The organism is Shewanella sp. 10N.286.45.A1, from assembly GCF_041470405.1.
Classification (GTDB): Bacteria; Pseudomonadota; Gammaproteobacteria; order Enterobacterales; family Shewanellaceae; genus Shewanella.
The window spans coordinates 1-5,640 of the sequence record NZ_JBFRMK010000109.1 but is presented as its reverse complement, the minus strand read 5'-3'; the positions used below and the strand labels follow the sequence as shown (position 1 = coordinate 5,640).

The following is a 5,640-nucleotide window of genomic DNA, read 5'->3' as shown; positions in this document are numbered from 1 at the left end:
AATGCAATTGGTATTACTCCAAAAGCGTTTACTGCTGAGCTAAGCGGGGATGCCTATTTGTGCCAGTGTAAGCATACGGCCAATAGCCCTTATTGCGACGGCACCCACCAGAAATTTAGTCAAGATCAAATAGGACAAGAGGGACCGGGTGTGCAGATCCAAGCTGCAGCTATGCCTGTAGCGACGGCAACCAAGGAGGAGCCAACGGTTGAATTTATCCATCAACTGGCGCGAGATGGCTTGTCTAAAATGGGGCATCATGGGCCGATGACATCAATGGGCGTGCCTCGTTATAAGCTACCCCATTGGGATGAGTTACAGATAATGGCTGCACAGATGGCGCGTAAACCATTGATGGAAGATGTTGCGGTTGCAACAGAGTTAGTGATCGGTCCCAAAGCCAGAAAGCCGCTCAAACTAAGTATTCCACTGTTCGTATCAGACATGAGTTACGGTTCACTTTCCGAAGAGGCCAAAATCGCGTTAGCCAAAGGCGCGGAGCTTGCTGGCACTGATGCGATGTTTGGTATCCATTTTGGCAGCCAAGTGCCGCAAAACTACCGTGATTGGAAGCAAACGGATAGCGAGCTATATACTGAGTTTGCGATGAACCTGATAGAGAGCGGTATTATGCTAGAACCTGATTCTCGCGAACCTTGGTTTATTTGTGAAGCCCATAAAGATATCGACTTGGCCAAGCTAGATCTGATTGCAGATGCTGCCATGGCAAAGGCGATTGCCAAGCGCAGTTAAGTTTTGCACTGTTAACTTGCAGTTGGTATTCGAGATAAAAAAAGAGGTTAACCATAGGGTTAACCTCTTCTGTCTCAAAAGTACCGAAAGACACAGGTTGATGATCTTTACGTAAAACCTTTATACCAAGCTGGTTAGCATCTCATCTGAATATGACACTAGTTCGTTGCCTTGCCTTACTTTGGCAACATAATCTGGGTTAGCAATAAATGGTCTACCAATGGCAAGCAGATCGAACTGGTTGTTACTAATTGCCGTGCTGCCTGTTTCGGCGCTATAACTGCCAACTCCCACCAAGGTTTTACTGTAAACACTGCGCACGTAACTTGATGCGCTGCCGCCTAGATAGTCAAACTGCATCGCGTCGTCGAAAATACCGATATGTAAGAAAGCTAAATCACGCTGCTCTAGCTCTGCTAAGAAATAGTCAAATACGCTGCGATCTCTATCGTCGCTAGCCATATTAAAATAAGCCCCCGGTGATACTCGAAGAGCGGTTCTGTCATTGTCGATACGGGCGCAGATTGCATCGACCACTGCCAATGGGAAGCGCGCCATATTTTCTGGGCTTTGACCATATTCATCGCTGCGACGATTACTGTCGTGATGTAAAAACTGATCGATGAGGTAACCATTTGCACCGTGGATCTCAACGCCGTCAAAACCAGCATCAATTGCGTTGGCTGCGGCTTGGGCGTAATCGGCAATGAGTTTGGTAATGTCATCATGGCTAACCGCTCTTGGCACTTGGTAGCTTAGCTCACGCATTCTGGACAGGTTGCCTTCAAGACCTACTGCCGATGGAGCCAATACGTCAGTGGTGCCTGACTTTTCGAAAAAGTATGAGTGCGCGACTCGACCTGTATGCCAAAGCTGGGCAAATATTTTGCCGCCCGCTTGATGCACGGCATCGGTAACGGTGCGCCAGCCATCTATTTGTGCCGGGGTAAACAAGCCTGGAGTATTAGGGGAGCCCTGTCCATCGGGGCGAATAATCACCGCTTCAGAGATAATAAGCCCAGCTTCTGCACGGCGGGCATAGTAATCAGCCATGGCCTGAGTCGGTACTAGTTCATCATCTGCCATACAACGAGTTAACGGCGCCATAAGAATGCGATTGTCTAAGGTAATGGTGTCGTTGAGTGCAAATGGTTGAAATAGATTGTCAGTCATGGTGATCTCCGTTTCTTGAATGAACATTCAAGATATTCTTATTTGAATAATCATTCAAGTATTATTTTGAACAAACATTCAAAATTAAGTACACTCAGATTATCGCGTTTAGTTAAGTTAACCTTTGGAGCCACAGGCCGCATGCGCAATGCCGAATTTGATAGAGAAAAAGTATTGAGATCTGCCATGACCGCTTTTATGGACAAAGGTTATGGCAAGACCAGTATGCAAGATTTGACCAAAGCCACAGGTCTACACCCAGGCTCTATCTATTGTGCATTTGATAATAAACGCGGCCTACTTATCGCGGCATTAGAGCAATATAAAACCGATAGAAGCGCCGAATTCCAGCAGTTCTTCTCAGGTAAACACGCTGTACTTGTCGAGTTAAAAGCTTATTTGGATAACATCGTACAGGAGTGCATCAGCTGTGAAGCTGCAAAAGCCTGTTTACTGACCAAAGCGCTTAATGAGATGGCGCAACAAGATGAAGATGTACAAAAAATCATTACTGAGAATTTAGCGAATTGGCAGCAGGGGATTGCTGATGTGATTGCTAAGGCGCAAGCTAACGGTGAGCTTAGTAGCGAGCGTGATAGTCAGCATCTAGCACGTTATTTGGTGATGGGTATTTATGGCTTAAGAACCTTTGCCCATACACACCCAGAGGCAGAGACGTTGCAACAGCTAGCGGAGCAACTCTTCACTGACATTACAGCTTAACCTTCAATAAACTGGGCTTACTTTTACCGCCCGCTGCGCTTGTAACAGATCTTTATCATGGCGCTAATTGGTGTTTGAGCTGCCGCTAGCTATTTGTTGATGGTTTGTAATTTCAGTTGGGATCATCTACCCTGTTTGTTCATTTTAAGGGCATTGCATAATGGTTTAATGAGTATAACGCGAGCGATTATACTCAGTGCAGTAGCTACAGGAGAAGCATGCCGGACTCTGATATATCACCTCAATTCAATGCAAAAATGGCGATCACCGATTACAAGAAAGTAATTCAAGATGCCGACAACTACTTCAATAAAAACTTTACTCACGTTGCTATCGACGAAATTGTAAAGCTGCGGGCTGATTTCTTCGACTCTCTTTTGCAACACCTCTGGGCTTGCGCCGATCTCCATAATGAAAACATTTCCCTTAATGCCGTTGGTGGTTATGGCCGCCAAACACTACATCTGCATTCTGATATCGATATTTGCGTATTGTTTGCTGAAAAGCTTACAGCAGAGCAAGAGGAACATATCGGCCAGTTTTTCACGCAGTTGTGGGACATAGGTTTAGAGCTCGGCCACAGTGTTTTAGCATTGACTGAGACAGATAAGGCTTGTAAGGACGATATTACCGTTGCCACCTCATTGTTTGAAATCCGCCACCTAAGTGGGCCCGATTCCCATGCCAAACAGGTATTAGGGCGACTATATGGTGATGAGCTTTGGAGCAGTGAAGCCTTTTTTAAAGCGAAATTCAGTGAGCAAGATGAACGGCATCAAAAGGCCCAAGGCAGCGCCTTTAGCTTAGAGCCTAATCTTAAAAATAGCCCCGGCGGTATGCGTGATATTCAGACCCTTATTTGGGTTACCCGCAAATACTTTGCCGCGCAAGATATGGCGGCCCTTAGACGGTTTGGCTTCTTTACTGCTGACGAGCACGCTGAACTTTTAGAGTCGCAGCACTTTATTTGGCGAGTTCGTTGGGCACTGCATGCAGCGGCGCAGCGCTCTGAAAACCGTCTGCTAATAGCGCTTCAAAGTGATGTGGCAAGCTTGATGGGCTTTGGTGATAATAGTCACCTTGCCATTGAAAAGATGATGCGCCAGCTTTACCGAGCAATGAGGCGTATTAGTGAGCTTAATCAAATGCTACTGCAGTATTTTAAAGATGAAATACTGGTACAGGTCGATAAAAAATCCACCCCGATAAACCAACATTTTGAGATTAATGGCCGCATGATAAACGCGCGCCATGAAGATGTATTTGTTGACCGTAAGCAGCTTATTGCGCTGTTTATTCATATTGCTGAAAATGCCAAAGATATTGATGGTATTTCGCCGCAAACTATTCGACTGATCCGTCAGGTCCGTCGTCGCTTGTTGGGCGACTTGCAAGATTTTCATCGCTGCCGCAAAGAGTTCCTTGCGCTATTTAAGCATCCGCAAGGGATGGGGCTGGCGCTGTCACTGATGCACAAACACGGCATTTTGGCCTCCTACTTGCCGCAGTGGCGTGAGATCTGTGGTCAGATGCAGTTTGACCTTTATCATGTCTACCCGGTCGATGAGCATACCCATAAACTGCTGAAAAACTTATATGCGTTAAGTGGTAAACCCGAGAACCCATCGCTTGTACAACCGGCGGCTGTATATAAGTCGATAGAGAATAAAGAGGTGCTGCTGTTAGCGGCATTATTCCACGATTTAGCAAAAGGCCGCGGCGGCGATCACAGTGAATTAGGTGCGGTCGATGCGCTGCAGTTTGCTAAGTTTCATGAACTAAAACCTTCGCAAGCTAAGGTGATCGCTTGGTTAGTTGAAAATCACCTATTACTGTCGCTCTCTTCGCAGCGACTCGATATTTATGACCCGTCAGAAGTGAAAAACCTCGCTAAAGCGATCGGTACCAAAGCTAGACTCGACGCATTGTATTGTTTAACGGTTGCCGATATTAAGGCAACTAATGACGATTTGTGGACTAACTGGAAAGCTACCTTACTTAGAGATCTCTATCTGTCGATAAGCTATGCGCTGCGAAACGGTTTAGAGAATGTGCTAGAGCAGCGAACCATCGTTCGTGAGCATAAAAACGAAGCGTTAGAATTGATGGGAGTTAGCGAAACGCCGGAGGCGATTAAGCAGCTTTGGAAGCGACTCCCGTTGTCGTTTTTCAGTAATGCTCAGCCTAGTGAAATCGCGCGTTATTCGCAGGCGATGACAAAATATCCAGCCGATAGGGCGCTTATCCTGCTTGATGAGAACACCACGAAAGGCAGTAGTGATCTGTTTGTGTATATGAAGGATAAGCCCGGGCTGTTTGTGACGCTATTTAATACCTTAGCCTCGCTACAGATCTCAGTGCAGCAAGCCCATATCTCCAAAACAAAAGATGGTTATGTGGTGGAGTCATTAAAGATCCTCGACTACGACCATCACCCGATCCGAACTGCAGGACGACGTGAACGTATTAAGCAGAAACTGAAGCAGGTACTGTTTGAAAACAGAAAGCTGTCGAAGAAGCGCCAGAACAGTAATCTGGGCTCTTTTGCCAGTGAACCTAAAGTGGAGTTTTTGCATTCTCGCAAAAAAGACAGAACGCTGATCAGTGTGACTGCGCTAGATAACCCCCAGTTTATGAGTCATTTCTGCAGCGGGTTTAGACGCTTTGAACTTAATATCCATTCAGCAAAAATCACTACAGTGGGTGAGCAAGTGGATAATGTGTTCTTAGTTTCTGACAAAGATGGACAATCTTTAGATGAAGAAAACAAGCAGGCGCTAAAATCCTTCTTTGTTGATTTTATTAAAGAACAGATCCCCGCTTAATCCTCAGTAAATTAACTAAGCTTTTAGCGTGGTATTGCGCCAGTTAAAAGCTTAGTTATTCTTTATTATTGAATCATCAAATAGCAGCAACCTCTCTGTTTCTTGTGATTGATATGCTTGATTTGAAACGAACCGTTTGGGTCGCTATTCAATTAATACCAATTGC

At 45.5% G+C, this 5,640-nt stretch carries 3 protein-coding genes and 1 pseudogene; 3 read left to right on the top strand and 1 reads right to left on the bottom strand.

Features of this window, described 5'->3' with window-relative positions:
* A pseudogene (locus tag AB4238_RS09375) lies at positions 1 to 528 on the top strand (CDGSH iron-sulfur domain-containing protein); the annotation flags it as partial.
* A 345-nt stretch (positions 529 to 873) separates the two neighbouring features.
* Here AB4238_RS09375 and AB4238_RS09370 read toward each other — a convergent pair.
* On the bottom strand, positions 874 to 1,926 hold the full coding sequence (locus AB4238_RS09370) for an alkene reductase (protein ID WP_372033160.1): 1,053 nt from the start codon (positions 1,924 to 1,926) through the stop codon (positions 874 to 876).
* A 141-nt stretch (positions 1,927 to 2,067) separates the two neighbouring features.
* On the opposite strand from AB4238_RS09370, the gene AB4238_RS09365 reads away from it, so the two are divergent.
* The gene (locus tag AB4238_RS09365; protein ID WP_372033159.1) at positions 2,068 to 2,649 is read left to right on the top strand and encodes a TetR/AcrR family transcriptional regulator; all 582 of its coding nucleotides are present in this window, start codon (positions 2,068 to 2,070) and stop codon (positions 2,647 to 2,649) included.
* Between the two features lie 218 nt (positions 2,650 to 2,867).
* The gene (gene glnD / locus AB4238_RS09360; protein WP_372033158.1) at positions 2,868 to 5,474 is read left to right on the top strand and encodes a [protein-PII] uridylyltransferase; all 2,607 of its coding nucleotides are present in this window, start codon (positions 2,868 to 2,870) and stop codon (positions 5,472 to 5,474) included.
* Positions 5,475 to 5,640 lie beyond the last annotated feature (166 nt).